We start from the raw sequence: 21,184 nt of genomic DNA on the forward strand, positions 1-21,184 counted from the left end.
CGTAACACCCCTAGGTCATAGATGTAGAGTGCACCAGTCCCTGACGGGCAGGGGCAGCGTCAGGGAGCGGAGGCGCCATGCGCCAGCTGACAGCGGCCACGAGCCGTGACACCACGGGGCGTTGGCAGCCCTTCGCCGCCGAAGTGCTGCGCGGCCAGGCACAGGTGGACTTCCTGCCGAGCGCGCTCGCCGGCGCCATCTTCTCCGTCGCGCTGTTCGCCGCCGGCTGGGAGTACGGCGTCTACGGGCTCGTCGGTACGGCGGTCGGCACGGCCACCGCCCGGCTGCTGGGGGTCACCGAGAGCCGGGTCACCGCCGGTCTCGAAGGGTTCAACTCCTGCCTGGTATCGGTCGGTTTCGCGGTCTTCCTCGGCGCCGGCCACTTCTCGACCGTGCTGCTCGCGCTCGCCGGCAGCGCGGTGACCACCGTCGTCACCGGCGCCGTCGCACGGGTACTGGCCACCTGGGACCTGCCGACCTTCACCCTCCCGTACTGCCTGATGGCGAGCGCCATGACGATCGGGGCGCCCGGCTTCGAGCGGGTCTGGCACCACGGCACGGGCCTGGCCACCCTGACCCACCCCGCGGGCGGCCCGACCGCGCTCAGCCCGACCGATCTGTGGCACGCCTTCTTCGCCAACTTCGCCCAGATCTTCTTCATGCCCCAGTGGTACGTCGGGCTGATCTTCCTGATCGGCATCTTCGCGGCCAGCCGCCTCGCCGGCGTGATGGCCTGCGTGGGCAGCGCGGTGGGCATCCTCACCTCCTGGGTGCTGGGCGCGCCCGCAGCGGAGGTGGCCGAGGGCACCATGGGCTACAACGCGGTGCTGGTCGCAATGGGCCTGTGCGGGGTCTTCCTCGTCGCCGACACCTGGAGCCTGGGCTACGCGGTGGCAGGCGCGGTCGCGGCCACCGGACTGAGTTCGGCGATGGCCGCGCTCTTCGCACCGTCCGGCGGCCACACCTTCACCTGGCCGTTCGTCCTGGTCACGATGGTCTTCCTGGTGGCGGCTCCGGCCTTCCCGCGGCTGCGCAGAACGACAGCCGCGCCGGCGGACGCCGCCTGAGCCCACCGCCCCGCGCGGCCACCCGTCCGAACCCGACTCCGTACACGGTCACGACTCAGTACACGATCAGGGCCCGGCCGCCGCGGCCCGCGAGCATCGCGTCGAAGGCGTCCGGGATGCCGTCCAGGCCGATCCGTTCGGTGACCAGCGCGGAGAGGTCGAGCGCGCCGCTGCGGACGTGCTCCGCGATGACCGGCAGGTCCTGGGCGGGGTCGCTGTTGCCGTAGACGCAGCCGGACAGCGTGCGGCCGAAGTAGAAGAGTTCCAGCGCCGAGAAGGTCACCTGCTGGTCCTGGCCGCCGATGCCGACGACGGTGGTCCGCCCGCCGCGCCGGGTGGACGACCAGGCGGTACGGATGGTCTGCGCGCGGCCGACGCACTCCACGGCGACGTCGGCGCCCTGCCCGCCGGTCAGCTTGCGGATGCGCTTGGCGGTGTCGTCGCCGGCCACCACGAACTCGGTGGCGCCCGCCGAGCGGGCCAGCTCCTCCTTCTCCGCCGAGACGTCCACCGCCACGATCGGGCCCGCGCCCGCGATCCGGGCCGCCTGGAGCGTGGCCAGGCCGACCCCGCCGGCGCCGAACACCGCGACCGACTCACCGGCCCGCACCCGGGCGCTGTGGTGGACCGCGCCCCAGCCGGTCAGCACGGCGCAGCCGAGCAGCGCGGCGTCGACCGGCGGCACGCCGTCCGGCAGCGGCAGCGCGGCCCGCGCGGGCACCACCGTCTCCTCCGCGAAGGCCGCGGTGCCAAGGCCCGGGTAGAGCGCGCTGCCGTCGGCGGCGAGCGTGGCGTACGGGACCTCGGCCGCGGCGCCCGCACGGGCGCAGAGCCAGGGCTCGGCGATCCCGCAGAAGTGGCACTCGCCGCAGGACGGCGCCCAGTTGAGGATCACCTGGTCGCCGGTCGCCACCCGCGTCACCCCCTCGCCGACGGCGGTGACCGTGCCCGCGCCCTCGTGCCCCAGGACCGCGGGCGCGGGCTGGCGCAGTGTGCCGTTGGAGAGCGAGAGGTCGGAGTGGCAGACACCGGCCGCGGCGAGCCGGATCCGCACCTGTCCGGGGCCGGGTTCCGGCAGGTCGATGTCGGTGAGCTGCAACGGCGCGTTGACGGCGGTCAGTACGGCGGCGCGGACCACGGGTTCTCCTCGGTGCACGGACGGGCGGGAAGGGCGGCGGACGGGACGGGCGCGGTGCCCGCTCAGAACTGCAGCGACTTCGTCTGGAGGTACTCGGCCAGGCCGTGCGGGCCCAGCTCCCTGCCGATGCCGGACTGCTTGTAACCGCCGAACGGGGCGAGCGGGTTGAACCGGCCGCCGTTGATGTCGACCTGCCCGGTTTCCAGGCGGCGGGCGAAGGCGACGGCCTCCGCTTCGTCGCCCGCCCAGACCGCGCCCGCCAGTCCGTAGACCGTGCCGTTGGCGATGCGGACGGCGTCGTCCTCGTCCTCGTAGCGCAGGATCGACAGCACGGGTCCGAAGATCTCCTCCTGCGCGATGGTCATGCCGGGGGTGACGTCGGCGAAGACGGTCGGGGAGATGTAACAGCCCTCCGGGCGGGGCGCTTCGGGGCCGCCCGCGACGAGCCGGGCGCCCTCGGCGATGCCCTGCTCGATGTAGCCGCGCACCCGGCTCTGCTGCGCGGCGTTGACCACGGGCCCGATCCGCTCGCCCGGTACGTACTTCGCTGCCGCCGCCGCGGCCAGTTCCACGGCCTCGTCGTAGCGGTCCGTGTGGACCAGCATCCGGGTCCAGGCGCTGCACGTCTGGCCGGAGTTGGACATCACGTTGGCGACGCCGACGGCGACCGCCCTGCCGAGGTCGGCGCTCGGCAGGATCACGTTGGCCGACTTGCCGCCCAGCTCCAGCGCGACCCGTTTGACGGCGGCGCCGGCCAGCGCGCCGATCTTCCTGCCGACGGCGGTGGAGCCGGTGAAGGACACCAGGTCCACCCCCTCGTGCCCGGCGAGCGCGGCCCCGGCGTCCGGGCCGAGCCCCGTGACGAGGTTGAAGACACCGGCGGGCACCCCCGCGGCGTCGGCGCACTCGGCGAACAGCTGGGCGACCAGCGGGGTGTCCTCGGCGGGTTTGAGCACGACCGTGCAGCCCGCCGCGAGCGCCGGGGCGACCTTGGCGACGATCTGGTGCAGCGGGTAGTTCCAGGGGGTGATCGCCCCGACCACGCCGACCGGTTCGAGCAGCACCGTCGAGTTGCCGATGCGCTCTTCGAAGGCGTACGAGGCGGCCAGTTCTGCGTACGAGGCGCAGACCGCGACGGGCGCTCCGGCGTGCACCGCCCGGCTGAAGGCGAGCGGTGAGCCCAGCTCCGCCGTGACCGTCCCGGCGATCTCTTCGGCGCGGGCCGCGAGTTGGCCGTGCAGCGCGGACAGCACGGCGGCGCGGTCGGCGGGCGTGGTGGCGGCCCAGCCGGGCAGGGCGGCGCGGGCGGCCAGGACGGCGGCGTCGATGTCCCGGGCCGATCCGGCGGGGACGGTGGCGATGACCTTCCCGTCGGCCGGGCCGACGACCTCGATCGTGCCGCTGCCCTCCGCGGGCCGCCAGCTTCCGTCGATGTACATCCCGTCGTGCTGCTTCACGTCGTGGTCCTCCCGGGCCTGCTGGTGGGCGTCACCCCAAACTAGCGCCGGTAGTTTTTCGGCGCCAGGGCATCCGGGCACGGGCTGCCGCGGACGGCCCGTACGTGGCCGTCTCTGTCCTAGACGATGCCGAACAGCAGGCCGGCACACAGGATGACCAGGGAGGTCAACGCGGCCCATTTGATGGTGAATTTGGTGTGGTCGCCGAATTCGACCTTGGCCATGCCGATGAGCACGAAGACCGCGGGGACCAGCGGGCTGGACATGTGCAGGGGCTGGCCGACGAGGGAGGCGCGGGCGATCTCGACGGGGGCGATGCCGTGGGCGGCGCCGGCCTCGGCGAGGATCGGCACGATGCCGAAGTAGAAGCCGTCGTTGGACATCAGGTAGGTCAGCGGGACGCTCAGGATGCCGGTGACCAGGCCCATGTGCGGGCCGAGCGCGTCGGGGATGTTGCCGACCAGCCAGTGCGCCATGTGGTCGACCATGCCGGTGCCGGTGAGTACGCCGGTGAAGACGGCGGCGGCGAAGACCATGCCGGAGACGTTCAGGACGTTCTCGGCGTGCGCGGCGATGCGGGCCTTCTGGTCCGTCATCCGCGGGAAGTTGACGGTCAGCGCGAGGGCGGCGCCGAGCAGGAAGAGCACCGGGATCGGCAGGGTCTGGAGGATCAGCAGGGTGAGCAGCGCGAGGGTGAGCGCGGCGTTGAACCAGTAGAGCCGGGGGCGCAGGGTGGCGCGTCGCGGGTCAAGGCCCTGGAAGCCCTCGTCCGGGGCGCCCGGGGCGTCGCCCGCGCCACCTGCCGTCGTGGCCGCGGTGCCGGCGCCCGGCGCGCCGCCGCCCGCGGTGACCAGGACCTGCGCGGGCTCATCGGCGTCGGCGGTGCCGAGCGTCAGCACGCCGAGCCGCTTGCGCTCGCGGCGGCCGAGTACGTAGGCGAGGGCGAGGACCGCGGCCATGCCGCAGGCGAGCGCCGGGATCATCGGGACGAAGACCTCGCCCGCGTCGAGCTTGAGCGCGGTGGCGACGCGGGCGGTCGGGCCGCCCCAAGGGAGGGTGTTCATCACGCCGTTGGCGGTGGCGGCGACGCCGGTCATGACCACCAGGCTCATTTTCAGCCGGCGGTAGAGCGGGTACATCGCCGAGACGGTGATCATGAAGGTGGTGGAGCCGTCGCCGTCCAGCGAGACGACCGCGGCGAGCACCGCGGTGCCGACCACGATCCGCATCGGGTCCGCCTTGCAGAACCGCAGGATGCCCCGGACGATCGGGTCGAACAGGCCGACGTCGATCATCACGCCGAAATAGATGATGGCGAACATCAGCATCGCGGCCGTGGGGGCCAGGTCGCCGATGCCCTTGACGACGTAGTCGCCGAGGTGCGCGCCCTGCCCGACCAGGACGCAGAACAGCGCCGGGATGAGCACGAGCGCTGCCATCGGCGACATCTTCTTCATCATGATCAGCACCAGGAAGGTGGCGATCATGACAAATCCGAGGATTGTCAGCATGGGGTACCTCACGTTCGCCCTTGAACACCCGCCAGGGATGGCGGTCGAGGTGACGTTAGGTGGCTGAAACTTGCGTTAACAAGGTCTTGACGTGCGAGCAATACGAGCAAAACACCAGGTCACGCAGGAAGGTGTGGTTCCGCGCCTGGCGGCGGCCCCTCCGGCGTCCTGGCACCCGTCCCCCGCGGCGCCTCCTCGCCGCCCAGGTAGCGCCCCAGATAGGAGCGCAGCAACTCCTTCGTCTGGGTGACGATCGCCGGGTCGCCGTCGGGATCCACCCGGAAGGCGAGCTGGAGCAGGGCGTCCGCCGCCTCCACCCCGACGAGGAAGGCGGTGCGCAGCCGCTCGTCGGCCACGTCCACGCCGAGCCGTCCGGCGAGCAGTCCCAGCAGCCGGTCGGCGACCGCGTAGTTGGCCTGCCGGGACTCGCGCGGCGCGGGGACGGTGAACTCCACCAGGGCGAAGCCGGGCACGGTCCGCTTCATGGCGAGGTATTCGTCGACCACCACGTCCATCGCGCGGCGCCAGGCGACCGGCCCGTCCGGGTCGGCCAGCTCCCGGGTGATGCGGTCCGCGTAGCTGTCGAGGTTGCGGCCTGCCAGCGCCTCGGCCATCGCCCGCTTGTTGGGGAAGAAGCGGTAGACGGAGCCGATCGGGACCTCGGCGCGGCCGGCCACGGCGCGGGTGCTGAGGCCCTCGTACCCGGTCTCCTCCAGCACCTCGGCGCAGGCGTCGAGGATGCGGGCGAGGCGCTGGGCGCTGCGGCGCTGGACGGGGACGCGGCGGAGCGGACTGGGCTGCTGCACGGTCCCATCCTGCCCGCCGGGCGGGCGGGTTGACACGGTCGCCCGGATGCCGGTGCCGCACGGCGGTTCGCGGCCGGGGGCTGCGGTACGGGGGCCGGGGCGGCGCACTGTGGGGCATCGGCCGGGAGCGGGACGCCGATATCCGGCCACACGGGCCGGGAGTCTCCGTTGACGGCCTCCGGACTCAATCCTAATGTCTTGCATAGGATTCCTTGAGCGGCGGGAGCGCGCGATGACAGGCACAGGCACACAGCGGGCAGGGAAGACCACCGGAGCGCCGGAGGACCTGTCGTACTCCACCGGATTCGGCAACGAACACAGCTCGCAAGCCGTCCCCGGCGCACTGCCCGAAGGCCGCAACTCCCCGCAGCGCGCCCCCCTGGGCCTGTACGCCGAGCAGCTCAGCGGCTCGGCCTTCACCGAACCGCGCAGCCACAACCGCCGGTCCTGGCTCTACCGCATCCGCCCGTCGGCCGCGCACCCGCCGTTCGTCCGCGCCGCGCAGCACGCGGTCCGCTCGGCACCGTTCACCGACTGCGCCGCCGACCCCAACCGGCTGCGCTGGAACCCGCTCCCCGAGCCGTCAGGACCTGTCGACTTCCTGGACGGGCTGTGGACGCTCGGCGGCAACGGCGACGCGACCCAGCGCACCGGCATGGCGGTGCATCTGTTTCACGCCAACTCCCCGATGACCGACCGGGTGTTCAGCGACGCGGACGGCGAGCTGCTGATCGTGCCGGAGCGCGGCGCGCTGCTGCTGCGCACCGAATTCGGCCTGCTGCGCGCCGCGCCCGGTGAGATCGCGCTGATCCCGCGCGGCGTACGCTTCCGCGTCGAACTGCCGGACGGGAGCGCGCGCGGCTACGTCTGCGAGAACTACGGCCGGCCCTTCCAGCTGCCCGACCTCGGCCCGATCGGCGCCAACGGCCTGGCCAACGCCAGGGACTTCCGCGCCCCGGTGGCCGCGTACGAGGACGTGGAGCGGCCCGTCGAGGTCGTCAACAAGTTCTGCGGCAACCTCTGGTCCGCGACCTACGACCACTCCCCACTCGACGTCGTCGCCTGGCACGGCAACCACGTCCCGTACGTCTACGACCTGCACCGTTTCAACGTCATCGGCTCGATCAGCTACGACCACCCGGACCCGTCGGTCTTCACGGTCCTCACCTCGCCGTCGGACACCCCCGGCCTGGCCGGCGTGGACTTCGTCGTCTTCGCGCCGCGCTGGCTGGTCGGCGAGGACACCTTCAGGCCGCCCTACTTCCACCGCAACGTGATGACCGAGTACATGGGGCTGATCGAGGGCGCCTACGACGCCAAGACTGCCGGCCCAGGGGGTTTCGTGCCCGGCGGCGGGTCGCTGCACAACATGATGTCGGCGCACGGGCCCGACCGGGAGACCTACGACCGGGCGAGCACGGCCGAACTGAAACCGCAGAAGATCGACGACGGCCTGGCGTTCATGTTCGAGACCCGCTGGCCGCTGACCCTGACCGAACAGGCCCGCGACGCCGGACATCTCCAGCGCGGCTACGACAACGTGTGGCAGGGTCTCCAGCGCCACTTCCGCCCGTGACACCGGGCCACACTCTGCACACCGGGGAACGCTCTGTGACCACCTTCGCCCCCGACTCGCTCGCCCTGAACCGCAAGCTGCCGCTGTGGTACCAGGTCTCGCAGTCGCTGCGCGCCTCCATACTGGGCCGCTCCCCCGACGCGCCGTTGCGCCTGCCGACCGAGGACGCGCTGGCCGTGCACTACGGCGTGAGCGTGCTGACCATGCGCCAGGCGCTCAAGGAGCTGGAGACGGAGGGCCTGATCAGCCGCCACCGGCGGCGCGGCACGTTCATCGAACCGAGCGCCCTGCGCGGCGCCCCGGTGCGGCTGCTGGGGTCGGTGGACGCCATCGTGGCCCAGCAGTCCGGGATGCGCAGCGAACTGCTGGAGCACGGCGCCACCCCCGTGCCGTCCGAACTTGCCGAGTACTTCCCCGACATGACGGAGGTGGCCGGCTACCGCAGGCTGCGCAGCGACGAGGAGACCGGCGAGCCGACCAACCACGCGCGCAACTACGTGCGGCCCGACGTCGCGGCCCGTATCGACCTCGACGACCTGGCGCGCTGGCCGATGACGAAGGTACTGCGGGACGCGGTGGGCATCCGCATCAGCCGGATCACCGACACCGTCGAGGCGCGGCTCGCCGACCCGGAGACCGCCAGGCTGCTCCACGTACCGCTGCTCAGCCCGATCCTGCACTACACCGGCATCACGTACGACGAAGCGGGCCGGACGGTCGACGTCGCCCGGATCCACTACCGGGGCGACCGCTTCTCGTTCACGGTCACGATGGACGCCCACTGAGGCGGCGCGGCCCGGGAAGCCGTGCCGCGCCGCCTCAGATCCGCTCCAGGCTGCGTCCGGTCGAGCGCGGCCCGAACAGCGCCACGTCGAGGCAGAGCAGCACCATCAGCACGGCGGAGCCGGTGAAGACGCCGGCCGCGCCGAGGTCGGTGAGCACGCTCAGCGCGATGAACGGCAGCACGACCGAGGTGAGCCGGGACAGCGAGTAGGCGATGCCGATGGCACTGCTGCGCAGCCCGGTCGGGAAGATCTCGGTCTGGTAGACGTGGAAGGCGTTGGAGAAGACGTTGCTGCACACCGTCAGCAGGAAACCGAAGGTGACGATGGCCCAGGGGGCGGCGGCGAAGCCGAAGGCCAGGCCGCAGGCGGCGATGCCGAGCGCCGACGCGATGATCAGCGTCCGGCGCTCGATACGGTCGATCAGCGGGATGGAGAGCGCCGCGCCGATCGGGTAGCCGCTGAAGCTGAGCGCCGCGTAGAGCAGCGAATCGGTGACCGTGTACCCCTTGGCGGTGAGCACGACCGGGGCCAGCGAGCCGAAGCCGTAGTAGCCGACGGTCTGGAGCACCTGGAACACCCACCACATCAGCGTGCGCCGCCGCAGGTCACCGCGGAACATCTCGCGCAGCGGCACCCGCCGTTCGGGCACCGCGTCCGCCTCCGGAACGGACGGCAGCGTCCCGCCGGTCTCCCGCGCCACCTGCTCCTCGATGTCCCCCACGATCCGCTCCGCCTCCGCGTCGCGCCCCTGGACGGTGAGCCAGCGCGGCGATTCGGGGAGCCGGCTGCGCATCAGCTGGATGAAGACGGCCCCCAGCGCGCCGGCGATCAGCAGCCAGCGCCAGCCGGCCATGCCCAGCACCTGGTGCGCGGCCACCAGCCGGGCGCCGAGCAGGGCGGCGACCGGGACGCCGATGAAGCCGAACGTGTAGGCGTGGGCGAGGTAGCGGCCACGCACCGCACGCGGCAGGAACTCCGCGAGGTAGGTGTCCACCAGCACCAGTTCGGCGCCGAGTCCCAGGCCCGCGAGGAAGCGCAGGACCAGCAGGGACGGGAGGTCGGGGGCGAACGCGGACAGCAGCGAGAAGAGGGAGTAGGCACCGAGGTTGACCAGGAACATCCGGCGCCTGCCGAGCCGGTCGGCGAGCACCGACAGGACGTTCGCGCCGACGAACATGCCGAGGAACCCGGCGGCGATCACCCAGGACTTCGCGGCGTGCCCGAGGTGCCACTGTTCGGCGAGTACCGCGGCCAGCACCCCGCCGAGGAAGATCTCGTAGAGGTCGAAGAAGGCGCCGGTGCCGACGATGAACGTGAGGCGGCGGTGCCAGCGCGAGGCCGGCAGCCTGTCGAGCCGCGCGGCGGCCCTGGTGCCGGCAACGGTGGTGTCCGTCAAGGCGGTCCTCCCCTGTGCAGATCCCGGCGCACACGGCGGATGGCACCGCCCGCACCGTGCTCTCCGGCGTACGGCGAGGACCGTACCTCTCAAGATCAGTTGGCGGAAGCCCGTACCGGTCCGGTGCCCGGCGCCCGGCGGGAGCCGGGCACCGGACCGGCCGGCCCTGGTTACGATGCCGGGGTCAACCGAACGGTCCGGGAGGGGCTCCGCGTGACGGCGAAGCAGGACGCGCCACGGCTGTCCGAACTGCTGCCCTGGTCCGTGGCGCCGCTGCGGCCAGGACGCTCCTGGGTCATGGCGCCCGACCCCGCGGTGCTGCGCAGCCGCTGGAAGGCGCTGGTCGGCGCCGCGGACCCGGCCGAACGCGCCCGGCTCTTCCAGCCGTCCAGGGCCCGCACGCTGCACTCCGCCGTCGGCCAGCTCCCCGGCCAGACCACCGCCACCGGGCGCCTCGCGCGGGCGGAAGGCGCCTGCCCCGAGCCGGTACCGATCGCCCACGGGCCCTTCGACCGGCAGTGGTTGCTCCCCGACCACCGGCTGCTCGACGCCGCGCGGCCGGAGTTGTGGCGGGTCGCCGACGCCTACCAGCGCTTCGCCGTGGAGTGGGCACAGGTGCCACAGGTGCCGGGCCCCGCCGTGGTGTGCTCCGCGGTGCTGCCCGACGGTCGCTCGCCGGCCGGCCGCCCCGGCCGGATCCGCCCGCTGTACCGCAGGCCGGGCGGCCGGGAGCCGAACCTCGCGCCCGGCCTGTCCTCGCTGCTCGCCGACCGGCTGGGCCGCCGCGCCGACCCGGCCGACCTGCTCGCCTGGATCACCGCGTGCTGCCACTACTCCCCCGAAGGCTGCGTGGTGCCGCTGACCGCGGACGGGGACCTCTGGGAGCACGGAGTCGCCCTGGGCGAGCGGCTGTTGTGGCTCCAGACCCGCGGCGCGCACGACCGCGGCGGCCCGGCGGGCGAGCGGCCCCGGATGCCCGGTGGCTGCCGCCCCTACGTACGCGCCGCGCTGCCCGCCCGCGGCCTTCCGCAGACCCTCGCCTACGACCCGGACGAGGAGGCGCTGCTGCTCGGGACCGGCCGCATCGCGCCGGTGCCCGCCGGGGCCTGGGACTTCCACGTCGGCGGGGTGCGTGTCCTGGAGGCGTGGTTCGCCGCGCGGTCGGCCGCCGCACCGCAGGGCACGGAAGCGGACGAGGCGCCGGGCCTCGCGGCGCTGCGGCCGGCGGCCTGGCCGCAGGAGTGGACGTCGGAGCTGCTGGAGCTGATCACCGTGCTGGCGCTGCTGGCCGAACTGGAGCCGCGGTGCGCGGAGTTGCGGCAGCGCACGGCGGACGGGCCGCGGATCGGCGCCGATACGCTGCGGGCCGCCGGAATTCTGCCGCCCCCGGACGCCGCCCGCCGCCCGGCATCGGTCCTGGACCACCAGGAGGAGGGCCCGGAGGGCCAGTTCGCGCTGCTGTGAGCGGGCCGCGCCCGGCCGCTCACCGCCCCTTCGGCTCCGTCCCGGCAGGCGCCGCGTACCCGTCGAGCACCCGCCCGATCACCCGGTCGAAGACCTCATCCGCGTCCACCGCGGGCACGCTGCTGTGCGCGAACGCCCGCGCGATCCTCGGATGCTGTCCATCGGCGACGACCCGGGCGAGGTACCCGGCCTGTGCGGCGCGGTGCTGTTCGACGGTGCGCCCCGACTCCTTGGCCCGCTCGGCGGCGGCGAGTTCGGACGAGGCCATGGAGATCACGGTGCCGTTGACCATCGAGATCAGCTCCAGCTTGAGCCCGTCGTCGAGCCCGCTGTCCGCCAGCGCCGCGAGGGCGAACTCCAGGTAGCGCAGGGCGTTGGGGCCGAGGAAGTTGTGCGACAGGACAGAACCGGCCATCCAGGGGTGACGGCGCATCATGGCCCGTTCCTGGTAGGCGAGTTGCCGCAGGTCGGCGCGCCAGTCGCCGGAAGGTTCGGCGGGCAGTTCGTACTCGCCGCCGACCAGGTCGACCATCAGGTCGACCAGATCACCCTTGCTCGGCACGTAGTTGTACAGCGACATCGTCGCGCAGCCCACCGCCGTCGCCACCCGGCGCATCGAGACCGCCGCGAGGCCGTCCGCGTCGGCGATGCGCACCGCGGCGGCGGCGATCTCCTCGCGGGTGAAGGCGGGACGGGGTCCGCGACCGGCACGCTCGGGGCGCGCCCAGATCACCTCGGGTCCGGCCGCGCGGCCGTTTGCTGCCATGGATCGATCACCTCACCACCATCCTAGTTACGTACGCTGTACGTCGTGAGATGTGGTACCGGTACGCCTTCCACGAATACGGACACAACGGGCGCGACCCGCGGCGCCGGGGCGGGGTCCGGGGCCGCGGGCACACGCAAGAAAACCACCCGTCGCCGAGTACGGGTGGTGAGGGCGGGGAGCCGCCCCGGGCCTGGCGAGCGATTGGATCGCCGCGCCACGCCGGGACGGCGTGGTCGCCGGGGTGTCCGCTTCAGCCGCAGGTCAGCTGTGGCCGCCGAACAGCGAACGCCGCAGCCTGCGCAGCGGCGCGAACAGCGACACCCGTGCGCCACGGCTCCGCCTCGTGCGCGAGTGGTCACGAGCCGTCAGCTCCTGCATCAGCGACGTCGCGCCCTGCGCCTCGCGCTGCGGGATGGCAGGGCCGCCCAGCACCGCGAGATGACGGTCGAGGCGCGCACTGGACGCACCGCTTTTGCATGTGATGGCAGGGACTCGCGCCCTGCTGCGCACTGTTATCTGTTCCATGACTCTCCCCACCCTACGAGGGCACCCGGCCCCGGGCAGGGTAACCCTATCTCTCCCGGAGGACACACGTGCAGACCGACCATCGGATTCACCTGCCCCGGCGTGACGTTGACGGACACCCTACGGAACCCCTGTACAAGGGCGCCACCAGGGCGAGTTGGCCCGCCATGACCCGGTTCCTGGTGGTTGACGCGCAAGGGAGGGCCCGGACGGCAGGCCCTCCCCCGCGGCGGTGAGCGGTGGACTACACCGCGGATCCGAACACCGGAAGGTAGCCGTCCGACTGCCCGGTGGCGGTGGGGTGGTACGACTCGTCGACCGGGACCGTGACGCTGTGCAGCCACGGGTCGCCCGAGCAGAGTTCGTGGCCGGTGAAGGTGCTGTTGACGTCGGCGAAGCTGAAGCCGTGGTCGGCGGCGCGCTTGGCGGTGACGCCGTTGATGGTGTCCGCCGCACCGTTTATGGCGCTGCGGGATTTCTCGGAGAGACCGGCGGAGCAGCTTCCGCCGATCTTGTAGAAGTGCGGATAGCCGAGGACCACCACGTGCGCGGCCGGGGCTTTCTGCGTGATCGCGTCATACACCCCGTCGAGCTGCCCCGGCAGTGTGCTGTTGATGTAGTCGACGGCCTTCGCCACCCGGTCGAGGCAGGCGCTCTCGCCCTGGAGTGCACAGGTCGTCATGGTGTCGGCGAACCCGGCGTCGTTGCCGCCGATGCTGATGCTCACCAACCCGGTCGATGCGCCGAGCGGTCCGAGCTGACCGCCGGTCACATCGCCCGTGCGGGCGCCCGAGCACGCCACGAAGTCGAAGGACGAGGGGGAATGGGCGGCGGCCCACAGGGCGGGGTACGCCTTGGTGCTGCGTTTGCAGCTGCCGCTGCCGCTGTCGTAGCTGCCGGAGCCGACGCCGGCCGCGTAGGAATCGCCGAGTGCCACATAGCCGGTGGCCAGGGGGCGTTCGGCGGATACGGCGGCGCTCGCGCCGGTCAGCGCGAGCGCCGTGGTGACGAAGAAGGCGGATGCCATCGCCGCAATACGGGACAGTCTCATGGAACCTCCCCAGAGGCAGGATCTCTGCCAACTCTGTGGTAGCAGGACTCACGAGTAACCGGAAAGGTTCATGTCAAAAGTCGTGGAGTGTTCACGGCAAATCTGCCGATCCGTGGGGGTGTTCACCCGCCGCCGGCGGCGCCCCCACCACTCCCGCGCGCCCCATCCGCACCCGGCGCCGCCCCGCCGTCGCGATATTCCGTGTACGCGGCGGCCGGTCTGGCGGATCATGGCGGCATGAGTGCCGACCCCGTCCCGCCGAGCGCCGCCGAGAAGTCCGTGCCGCTCCGTCTGACCATGGACGACAGCGACTCGCCTTCCGATGTCGTCGACGCCCTGTTCCTGGGGCGGTTCGCCAACGGCGACCAGCCGTACGCCCGCAGCAGGTCGGTGGACAGGGTGAAGTCAGGACACACCCTGCTGCCGCCGGGCAGCACGGTGCTCCGCTCCGCGCGCGACGACGACCGCAGCGCCACCCTCGCGGAGGGCGAGGGGTTCACGGTGCTGGTCTCACGCTGGAACCGCGGCGCGGACGTGACGGTCACCGCCGTCAGCGACCACCTCGCCGAAAAGGTGCTCGGCCAGGCCGCCGACGGCGCCGAGGACGAGCCGGAGCCGCAGCCGGAGAACGTCCCGATGGGCTTCTGGTACTTCTCACCCCGCCGCGGTCCGCACCGCACGAGCCGGCAGATCTCGGCGGGCACCTGGGAGGAGATCCGCGGCAACTACACCGCCCCGGTGGCCGGCGCGCTGGACACGCTGATGAAGGTGGTCCCCGAGGAGATCGCCGGCCGGCTGCTGTTGCTGCACGGCCCGCCCGGCACCGGCAAGACCTCGGCGCTGCGCACCCTGGCCCGCTCCTGGCGCGACTGGTGCCAGGTGGACTGCGTACTCGACCCGGAGCGGCTGTTCAACGACGTCGGCTATCTCATGGACATCGCCATCGGAGAGGACGACAGCACGGGCAAGGGCCGCTGGCGGCTGCTCCTGCTGGAGGACTGCGACGAACTGATCCGCGGCGAGGCCAAGCACACCGCGGGCCAGGCGCTCTCCCGGCTGCTCAACCTCACCGACGGGCTGCTGGGCCAGGGCCGCAACGTCCTCGTGGGCGTCACCACCAACGAAGACCTCGAACGCATGCACCCCGCCGTGGTCCGCCCCGGCCGCTGCCTGGCCCGCATCGAGGTGGGCCCGCTGACCCACGCCGAAGCGGTCGGCTGGCTCGGCACCGAAGAGGGGATCGGCCGCGAGGGCGCCTCCCTCGCCGAGCTGTACGCCCTGCGCCGCGGCAGCCGCCCGGCCTCCGTCCCGCCCCAGGACGCGGGCCGGGACGCCGGGCTGTATCTGTAGGCCCCGCCCCCCGCCGCGCCGCACGGCGCCCCTCCCGCGGGTCGGGCCGACCGCCCGCGGGTACCGGCAGGCCGGAGTGCCACAATGCTCCCATGAGCAACAACGTCTTCTTCGACATCACCATTGACGACCAGCCCGCCGGACGCATCGTCTTCAAGCTGTACGACGACATCGTCCCCAAGACCGCCAGGAACTTCCGCGAGCTGGCCACCGGCGAGCACGGCTTCGGCTACGCCGGCTCCAGCTTCCACCGCGTCATCCCGGAGTTCATGCTCCAGGGCGGCGACTTCACCCGCGGCGACGGCACCGGCGGCAAGAGCATCTACGGCGAGAAGTTCGCCGACGAGAACTTCCAGCTGAAGCACACCAAGCCGTTCCAGCTGTCGATGGCCAACGCCGGCAAGAACACCAACGGCTCGCAGTTCTTCATCACCACGATCGTCACCTCGTGGCTCGACGGCAAGCACGTCGTGTTCGGCGAGGTCGTCGAGGGCCAGGACCTGGTGACCCGGATCGAGTCGCTGGGCTCGCAGAGCGGCGCCACCAAGGCCAAGATCACCATCGCCGAGTCGGGCACCGTCACCGCCTGAACCTCCGCACCCCGCTGAGGCCACGGGCCTCGGCCACCACGAGCGCGCTTCCCGGCCACCGGCAGGGAGGCGCGCTCGGTCGTTTTGCGGCGAACCCCGCACCCGGGCACGGGAGTTCCCGCCCCATAAGCCCGCAGAACGGACCCGTCACGCGCCGAAGGCCCCCCGGCGGAACGGCAGATGGGCCTCCACGGCACCTCGCGCTGGGCCCTCGAACGTTTTTCTGATCTGATGTCACCGGCGCCGAGAACCTCTCCGTCGAGGTGGTCACCGCGCACTTCGGCGTGCCTGCGCCGGTTCTGGGCGCCATCCCCCCTATCCCGGTGCGCAGGGCGCTCCATGACGCCCCCTCTGTCGAAGACGCCTTGGCACCGTTGCACCGAAGGGAAGATCTTTGCACAAGCGAAAAGTAAAGCGCTGGCTGCCGGCGGCAGTACTCGGCGGCACCCTAGCCGCAGGCGCTTTCGCTTTCCTGCCCTCCTTCGCTCAGGCACAGAACGAGGACGACGCCAAGGCGTCGAGCACGCAGGCCGATTTCGCCGCCGCCGCAGCGGAGTTCAAGGTTCCGCTCGCCGTTCTTCTGGGCGTCGCCCACGAGGAATCCGGCTGGCAGCAGCACAGCGGATACAGCAACACCGGCGGCTGGGGCCTGATGAACCTCACCGACGTGACGCCGAAGATGGTGGCCGGCGGCTCCGCGGGCGCGGCCGGGCGCTCCGACATCGGCTCGTTCACCGACCACCCCGAAATGCACACCCTGCGCACCGCGGCCAAGCTGACCGGCGTCCCGGCCGACCGGCTCAGGAAGGACCGCAAGGACAACATCCGCGGCGGCGCCGCCCTGCTCGCCGCGTACCAGAAGCAGCTCACCGGCGGCACCTCCGACGATCCCTCGCAGTGGACCGCCGCCGTCGCCAAGTACAGCCGCCTGACGGACAAGAAGGCCGCCACGTCGTACGTCGACAAGGTCTACGCCACCATCACCTCCGGTGCGCGGCAGAAGTCCGCGCACAGCCCCTCGGTCAAGATGCAGGCCGAGCCCGCCGCGAAGCCGGTGGCCGGTCAGCTCGGCAAGCTCAAGCTGAAGGACACCCCGTCGCCCCAGGCCGAGTGCCCCCCGGAGATGACCTGCCGGTTCATCCCGGCGGCGGCGTCCAACGGCCAGGTCTCCGACCGCCCGGCCAACGGCATCAAGATCACGCAGATCGTCCTGCACACCACCGAGGGCTCGTACGAGAACGCGATCAAGACCTTCCAGACCGCGGGAGGCGCCTCGTCGCAGTACGTGATGAAGTCGTCGGACGGTTCGGTCACCCAGATGGTGCCCAACAAGGACGTCGCGTTCGGTGACGGCAACTACGACAGCAACCTCCACTCGATCCAGATCGAGCACGAGGGCTTCTCCGCCCACGGCGCCGACTGGTACACACCGGCCGTGTACGAGCAGACGGCCACGCTCGTGAAGTACCTGGCGGCCCGGTACAACGTGCCGCTGGACCGCCAGCACATCCTCGGCCACGACAACGTGGCCGGTCCTTCGACCGACACCGTCTCCGGCATGCACTGGGATCCGGGCAACGGCTGGGACTGGACCCGTTTCATGCAGGTGCTCGGCGCCCCGATCGACGACGGCGCCCGCGGCGTCGGCCCGATCGGGACCGCGGTGACCATCACCCCGGGCTTCGAGGAGAACCAGCAGACCCACACCGTCTGCCCCGACGACGACCCGTCCGGCGCCGTCAAGAGCTGCGGCCCGGTGACGGCACCGTCGAGCGCCCTGTTCGTGCGCAGCGCCCCCCGGGACGACGCGCCGCTCCTCCTCGACCCGGTCGTGCACGGCGGCGAGGACGAGACCAGCGGCACCGACCGGGTCTCCGACTGGAGCACCACCGTCCAGGCCGGCCAGAAGTTCGTCGTCGCCGACCGGCAGGGCGACTGGACGGCCATCTGGTTCGACGGCCAGAAGGGCTGGATCCACAACCCCGGCGGGAAGAACACGACACCCGCCCCGGGAGCCCACCTCATCAAGGCGGGCGGCGCCACCGCCGCACCCGTGTACGGCACCGCGTACCCGGACCCCGCCGAGTACCCCAAGGGCATGTCCCCCTCGAAGCAGACCCCGCTGACGGGGAAGAACTACGCGATCCCGGCGGGCCAGAGCTACGTCGCCGAGCAACCGCCGGTCGAGAGCGAGGACTTCTCGCCTTCCGACGGCACGGTCGTCAAGGGCGCCAAGCGCTACTACACCGTCCAGTTCAACCACCGGTACGTCCTGGTGAACGCCGCTGACGTGACGGCCGCCAAGACCGCGCGGCACTGACCCCACGCGGCACACGCGGACGCCCGGGACCAACTGGTCCCGGGCGTCCGTGTGGTGTTGCCGCCCCTGCCGCGCCCCGGTCTCCCGGGCCCGGCGCGGGCGACGCCGCTCAGGTGCCGGACTTGCGCCCGTAGACGTACACGTCGTCGCCGACGGACAGCAGCTTCCAGTACGCCTTCGCGTCCGCCGTCCGCATGTTGACGCAGCCGTGCGAGCCCGGCGCCGACCAGACGCTGCCGCCGATCGCGTGGAACGCCTCGCCCCCGTCGAAGAACTGCGAGTACGGCATCTTGCTGTGGTACAGCGACGACACGTGGTTCTTGTGCCGCCAGTAGACCCGCTGGAGCCCGGTGCGCGTCTCGTCGCCGTTCCGGCCGGTCCGTACCGGGACCGGGTGCTTGACGAGGTGGCGACCGTCCTGGATCCAGCTGATCTGCCGGGTCAGGTCGACGCACGCGATGCGCCCCCGGTTGGTGGGGCACCGGCCCGCGCGGTTCGGGTTCTTCCACGCGCTCCGCTGCTTCTTGACCACCTTCATCACCTTCCAGGTGGCCGGCCCCGCGTAGCCGTACTGCGGGTAGATGCCGTGCGCCACCTGGAACGACCGGATCGCCCTGCAGTCGCCTGCCGACTGCCGGCCGTCGGCCTTGCGCCCCAGGAACTTCTCGGCCTGCTTCTGGTACGGGCCCCGAAGGCCACCGCACCAGGACGAGGACGAGGAAGCGGCCTGCGCGGGCACGGCCTGAAGCCCGGCCAGCAGCGGCGCCAGCACCACACCCGCTATGCCGTACGCGGCCACCCGGCCCCGGCGGCCCGTTCGAGAACTCGTCATGTAACCCCACCCTCGACTCGACGCCCTGCGGGCGTACTTGGCGTGCCTTCACGGTTCCGCGGAGTGAGGCGATGACGCCTGCACCGTCCGCCGGACGCCACAGTAGACCGTTATGTGGCGCCCAACCGGTGCGTGGACGATTTGTCGGCCAAGACCGAGAGAGCAACACAGCCGCCGCGCTCCCCCCGCCGTTCCCCTGCCGGTGTCCGTCCCGACTCGTCCCCGGCCGACGCGTCGTCCGGCGCGTCGCCCGGCGCATCGGGACGGCCGGGAAGGAGCGGGGCCGCGGCGACGATGACCAGGGCGACCGCGAACACGAACCCGTAGACGACCTGGAACCCTCCGATCCCCGAGCCGAAGTCCGCCGCGGTGCCGGTGCCGGTGGCGGTGCCGGTGACCGCCAGGATCAGGGCGACGCAGGCGACACCGAGCGCGCCGCCGAGCTGGTTGAGGTTGTAGACGACGGAGCTGCCCTGCGCCACCTTTTCCGGCGGCAGCGTCCGGTACAGCGATCCCATGGTCGGCGCACCGGCGCCGCCGAGACCCACACCGATGGCGAACACGGCCAGGGCCGACCACACTTCGCTGCGATCCGGGCCGATGCGGGTGAGGGCGACCGCCCCGAACGCCGCCAGGAGCGCTCCCCCACGGACCAGGCTGCGCGGGCCCAGCCGGTCGCTCAGCCGCCCGGCGATGGGCATGGTGAGCGCCGAGCCCAGTCCGAGGGGCGCCACCAGCAGGCCGGCCGCGCGGGCGCCGTGCCCGTGCAGCACCTGGTAGTACAGCGGCAGGGCGAACAGCCCGGCGAAGGTGGCCAGTCCGACGAGTCCCTGGACGGTGACGCTCGCGGCGAAGCTGCGGCTGCTGAACAGCCGGACATCGATCAGCGGTTCGCGGCGCCGGACGCGCAGCGCGTGCAGCACATACCCGATGAGCAGCACGATCCCGCCGGTCAAGGGGATGAGCACGGACGGTGCGCCCAGCCCGGCATGCTCACCCGCCTGTGTGAGGGCGAGCACGATCGCCGCGAAACCGGGGGCCACCAGCACCGCGCCCAGGAGGTCGAACCGGGCGGCGGACTTCTTCCCGGCGGGCGCACCGGCCGGGATCACCCGCAGGGCGAGCAGGACGGCCACGATCCCGATGGGCAGGTTGATGGCGAACATCGAGCGCCAGCCCAGCGATTCGAGGACGACTCCGCCCAGCACGGGGCCGAGTACCGGGCCCAGCGAGAGGACCACGCCCATCATGCCCATCACGCGTCCCGCCCGGCTCGCTCCCGCCGCGCGGGCCAGGATCACCAGGACCAGCGGGTCGACCACGCCGGCGCCGACGCCTTGGACGACACGGAAGGCGACCAGGCTCCCCAGGTTCCAGGCGAGCGCGGAGGCGAGTGAGCCGGCCAGGAACAGCACAAGTCCGAACAGCCAGAGCCTCTTGACGCCGAACCGGCCGACGGCCCAACCGGTGATCGGGATGGTCACGGTGAGCGCCAGCAGGTAGCCGGTCGAGGCCCAGCTGACGGCACTCAGTGTGGTGCGGAACTCGTCGGCAAGGGTGTCGGCGGCGACGGTGACCATGGTGCTGTCGAGGATCCCCATGATCCCGCCCAGCAGGGTGACGCCGATGAGCCGTAACAGCTCCGCGTCCAGGCGGTCATCTCTGACTTGAGACATCACTTTCCCACTCCGTTGAGCGCGGCACGCACACACTGTTGAACCGGGCGGTTCAATTTAGCGACCCGTCCGGTCCGCCTGCAACCAGCCAGCCCATATTTTTGAACCGTACGGTTCACTCAGGGGAGCGAGACGATAAGGTAGCGGGGTGAACCGACCCAAGACCCCAGCCACGGCCTCGGAGTTGAGCGGGCGTGCTGTGCCGCGCGGGCGCGTCGACAAGCGGCAGGCGATCCTCGAAGCCGCGTTCAAGACGTTCGCCCGCGAGGGATACGGGCAGTCCTGCGTACGGGAGATCGCAGCCGAGGCGGGCGTGGCCAAGCCCACCATCTACAACCACCTCGGCGACAAGGAGACCCTGTTCCGCGAGGCGATGCGGGCCGCCGCCGGCCGCACGGTCGGCCAGGGCCTGGCGGCACTCGACGAACTGCGGGACGTGCGGGACGACGTGCGCACCGGGCTGGAGGATGCCGGTCACCGGCTGCTGCTGCACCACTGCGGTGACGAGTCCCGAGCGCTCCGCCGGCTGCTGCACGCCGAAGCGGCCCGTTTCCCCGAACTGCTGGAGCTGATCCAGCGGGAGGGGGCCCAGCGCCTCCACGACGCCCTCGCCGACCGCCTGGCGCGCCTCGCGCTCTCCGGCCGACTGCACACGAACGACCCGGACCTCGCAGCCGAGCAGTTCCTCGCACTGCTCACGGGACCGATGGAGCTGCGCTCCCGGCTCGGCACCCGCAAGGTCCCCGACGCCGAACTGCGAGCCGTCGGACGGTCCGCGGTCGACACCTTCCTGCGCGCCTACGCACCCCGCCCCGTGGACGCGTAACCAGGGCCACACCCTCGGGCACAGCGGCCCAGGGCCTCACCCCGG

General features: G+C 71.9%; 18 protein-coding genes. 8 read left to right on the top strand and 10 right to left on the bottom strand.

What is annotated here, in order from left to right:
- Positions 1-77: 77 nt before the first annotated feature.
- Positions 78-1,067, top strand: a complete 990-nt coding sequence (locus tag ACGFNI_RS22505; protein WP_393686309.1) for an urea transporter — start codon at positions 78-80, stop codon at positions 1,065-1,067.
- A 55-nt stretch (positions 1,068-1,122) separates the two neighbouring features.
- On the opposite strand, the gene ACGFNI_RS22510 is transcribed toward ACGFNI_RS22505, so the two are convergent.
- The 4 genes from ACGFNI_RS22510 to ACGFNI_RS22525 all read right to left on the bottom strand — a co-directional run bounded on the left by ACGFNI_RS22510 (position 1,123) and on the right by ACGFNI_RS22525 (position 5,979).
- Positions 1,123-2,205, bottom strand: coding sequence for a Zn-dependent alcohol dehydrogenase (locus ACGFNI_RS22510; RefSeq protein ID WP_393686311.1), 1,083 nt, complete (start codon positions 2,203-2,205; stop codon positions 1,123-1,125).
- Positions 2,206-2,267: 62 nt separating this feature from the next.
- Positions 2,268-3,662, bottom strand: coding sequence for an aldehyde dehydrogenase family protein (locus tag ACGFNI_RS22515; protein ID WP_393686312.1), 1,395 nt, complete (start codon positions 3,660-3,662; stop codon positions 2,268-2,270).
- A 119-nt stretch (positions 3,663-3,781) separates the two neighbouring features.
- Positions 3,782-5,173: a CitMHS family transporter gene (locus ACGFNI_RS22520; RefSeq protein ID WP_393686314.1), complete on the bottom strand. Its 1,392-nt coding sequence runs from the start codon at positions 5,171-5,173 to the stop codon at positions 3,782-3,784.
- Between the two features lie 119 nt (positions 5,174-5,292).
- On the bottom strand, positions 5,293-5,979 hold the full coding sequence (locus tag ACGFNI_RS22525) for a TetR/AcrR family transcriptional regulator (RefSeq protein WP_393686316.1): 687 nt from the start codon (positions 5,977-5,979) through the stop codon (positions 5,293-5,295).
- Positions 5,980-6,211: 232 nt separating this feature from the next.
- Between ACGFNI_RS22525 and hmgA the strand changes: the two genes are divergently transcribed.
- Together hmgA and ACGFNI_RS22535 are read left to right on the top strand one after the other, a co-directional pair.
- Positions 6,212-7,555 (top strand): homogentisate 1,2-dioxygenase, encoded by a 1,344-nt coding sequence (gene hmgA / locus ACGFNI_RS22530; RefSeq protein ID WP_393686318.1) that lies wholly within the window; start codon positions 6,212-6,214, stop codon positions 7,553-7,555.
- A gap of 35 nt (positions 7,556-7,590) precedes the next feature.
- On the top strand, positions 7,591-8,340 hold the full coding sequence (locus ACGFNI_RS22535; protein ID WP_393686320.1) for a GntR family transcriptional regulator: 750 nt from the start codon (positions 7,591-7,593) through the stop codon (positions 8,338-8,340).
- A 34-nt stretch (positions 8,341-8,374) separates the two neighbouring features.
- On the opposite strand, the gene ACGFNI_RS22540 is transcribed toward ACGFNI_RS22535, so the two are convergent.
- A complete protein-coding gene (locus tag ACGFNI_RS22540) occupies positions 8,375-9,736 on the bottom strand; it encodes an MFS transporter (protein WP_393686322.1) in 1,362 nt (453 codons plus the stop codon).
- Positions 9,737-9,949: 213 nt separating this feature from the next.
- Between ACGFNI_RS22540 and ACGFNI_RS22545 the strand changes: the two genes are divergently transcribed.
- Entirely contained in the window at positions 9,950-11,200 is a 1,251-nt protein-coding gene (locus ACGFNI_RS22545; RefSeq protein WP_393686324.1) for a type ISP restriction/modification enzyme, read from the top strand.
- 19 nt (positions 11,201-11,219) lie between these two features.
- Here the strand turns inward: ACGFNI_RS22545 and ACGFNI_RS22550 are convergent, their stop codons facing one another.
- From ACGFNI_RS22550 to ACGFNI_RS22560, 3 genes are all read right to left on the bottom strand, one after another.
- Complete coding sequence (locus ACGFNI_RS22550) at positions 11,220-11,966, bottom strand: TetR/AcrR family transcriptional regulator (RefSeq protein ID WP_393686326.1); 747 nt, start codon at positions 11,964-11,966, stop codon at positions 11,220-11,222.
- A 264-nt stretch (positions 11,967-12,230) separates the two neighbouring features.
- A complete protein-coding gene (locus ACGFNI_RS22555; protein WP_227048504.1) occupies positions 12,231-12,494 on the bottom strand; it encodes a hypothetical protein in 264 nt (87 codons plus the stop codon).
- A gap of 244 nt (positions 12,495-12,738) precedes the next feature.
- On the bottom strand, positions 12,739-13,545 hold the full coding sequence (locus ACGFNI_RS22560) for an SGNH/GDSL hydrolase family protein (protein WP_393686328.1): 807 nt from the start codon (positions 13,543-13,545) through the stop codon (positions 12,739-12,741).
- A gap of 237 nt (positions 13,546-13,782) precedes the next feature.
- Here ACGFNI_RS22560 and ACGFNI_RS22565 point away from each other — a divergent pair, with 237 nt between their 5' ends.
- The 3 genes from ACGFNI_RS22565 (at position 13,783) to ACGFNI_RS22575 (ending at position 17,805) form a co-directional block, all read left to right on the top strand.
- Positions 13,783-14,895 (top strand): DUF5925 domain-containing protein, encoded by a 1,113-nt coding sequence (locus tag ACGFNI_RS22565; protein WP_393686330.1) that lies wholly within the window; start codon positions 13,783-13,785, stop codon positions 14,893-14,895.
- 92 nt (positions 14,896-14,987) lie between these two features.
- Positions 14,988-15,485: a peptidylprolyl isomerase gene (locus ACGFNI_RS22570; RefSeq protein WP_393686332.1), complete on the top strand. Its 498-nt coding sequence runs from the start codon at positions 14,988-14,990 to the stop codon at positions 15,483-15,485.
- 394 nt (positions 15,486-15,879) lie between these two features.
- Entirely contained in the window at positions 15,880-17,805 is a 1,926-nt protein-coding gene (locus ACGFNI_RS22575) for an N-acetylmuramoyl-L-alanine amidase (protein ID WP_393686334.1), read from the top strand.
- Positions 17,806-17,914: 109 nt separating this feature from the next.
- Here the strand turns inward: ACGFNI_RS22575 and ACGFNI_RS22580 are convergent, their stop codons facing one another.
- Together ACGFNI_RS22580 and ACGFNI_RS22585 are read right to left on the bottom strand one after the other, a co-directional pair.
- Complete coding sequence (locus tag ACGFNI_RS22580; RefSeq protein ID WP_393686336.1) at positions 17,915-18,637, bottom strand: L,D-transpeptidase family protein; 723 nt, start codon at positions 18,635-18,637, stop codon at positions 17,915-17,917.
- A gap of 110 nt (positions 18,638-18,747) precedes the next feature.
- Positions 18,748-20,313: a DHA2 family efflux MFS transporter permease subunit gene (locus tag ACGFNI_RS22585; RefSeq protein WP_393686338.1), complete on the bottom strand. Its 1,566-nt coding sequence runs from the start codon at positions 20,311-20,313 to the stop codon at positions 18,748-18,750.
- A gap of 148 nt (positions 20,314-20,461) precedes the next feature.
- Here ACGFNI_RS22585 and ACGFNI_RS22590 point away from each other — a divergent pair, with 148 nt between their 5' ends.
- On the top strand, positions 20,462-21,139 hold the full coding sequence (locus ACGFNI_RS22590; RefSeq protein ID WP_393686340.1) for a TetR/AcrR family transcriptional regulator: 678 nt from the start codon (positions 20,462-20,464) through the stop codon (positions 21,137-21,139).
- The last annotated feature ends 45 nt before the right edge of the window (positions 21,140-21,184 follow it).

The organism is Streptomyces sp. NPDC048644, from assembly GCF_043199105.1.
Lineage (GTDB): Bacteria > Actinomycetota > Actinomycetes > Streptomycetales > Streptomycetaceae > Streptomyces.

Coding starts and splice junctions, on each gene's coding strand:
- ACGFNI_RS22505 (WP_393686309.1), top strand. CDS start 78: ATGCGCCAGCTGACAGCGGCCACGAGCCGTGACACCACGGGGCGTTGG.
- ACGFNI_RS22520 (WP_393686314.1), bottom strand. CDS start 5,173: ATGCTGACAATCCTCGGATTTGTCATGATCGCCACCTTCCTGGTGCTG.
- hmgA (WP_393686318.1), top strand. CDS start 6,212: ATGACAGGCACAGGCACACAGCGGGCAGGGAAGACCACCGGAGCGCCG.
- ACGFNI_RS22550 (WP_393686326.1), bottom strand. CDS start 11,966: ATGGCAGCAAACGGCCGCGCGGCCGGACCCGAGGTGATCTGGGCGCGC.
- ACGFNI_RS22555 (WP_227048504.1), bottom strand. CDS start 12,494: ATGGAACAGATAACAGTGCGCAGCAGGGCGCGAGTCCCTGCCATCACA.
- ACGFNI_RS22560 (WP_393686328.1), bottom strand. CDS start 13,545: ATGAGACTGTCCCGTATTGCGGCGATGGCATCCGCCTTCTTCGTCACC.
- ACGFNI_RS22565 (WP_393686330.1), top strand. CDS start 13,783: ATGAGTGCCGACCCCGTCCCGCCGAGCGCCGCCGAGAAGTCCGTGCCG.
- ACGFNI_RS22570 (WP_393686332.1), top strand. CDS start 14,988: ATGAGCAACAACGTCTTCTTCGACATCACCATTGACGACCAGCCCGCC.
- ACGFNI_RS22580 (WP_393686336.1), bottom strand. CDS start 18,637: ATGACGAGTTCTCGAACGGGCCGCCGGGGCCGGGTGGCCGCGTACGGC.
- ACGFNI_RS22585 (WP_393686338.1), bottom strand. CDS start 20,313: ATGTCTCAAGTCAGAGATGACCGCCTGGACGCGGAGCTGTTACGGCTC.